The sequence below is a fragment of the Paraburkholderia sp. SIMBA_054 genome (assembly GCF_046534875.1).
GTDB classification, from domain to species: Bacteria; Pseudomonadota; Gammaproteobacteria; order Burkholderiales; family Burkholderiaceae; genus Paraburkholderia; species Paraburkholderia hospita.
In genome coordinates this window covers 1-259 of the sequence record NZ_JAWRXV010001098.1, presented here as the reverse complement: position 1 = coordinate 259, position 259 = coordinate 1, and the positions used below count along the sequence as shown (strand labels likewise).

Sequence of the window (259 nt, the reverse complement as noted above, 5' to 3'; positions counted from 1 at the left end):
CCAGGGTGAAGCCGCTTGCATCGGGCTGCATCGGCTAAAGCGCACATCGCGCGACGCGAACCGACACCCTCAGCGGCGCGAAGCGGCGCGTCCGGTCCCGGACGCGCCGCTTCGCTACTTCACTTACTTGGTCTTCGCTGCCTTCGCGAGCGCCGCAACTGCGCTCTTCGAATCCTGCTGCGAGTTCATGAACTTCGTGACCACGTCGGAGATCGCGCCGGCTGCTGCATCGGGTTGAGCCATGCCGTGTGCGAGCGAC

At 65.6% G+C, this 259-nt stretch carries 1 pseudogene; it reads right to left on the bottom strand.

Annotated elements, in window-relative coordinates:
* Window positions 1-123: 123 nt before the first annotated feature.
* Window positions 124-259, bottom strand: a pseudogene (locus SB822_RS58560) (sugar ABC transporter substrate-binding protein); the annotation flags it as partial.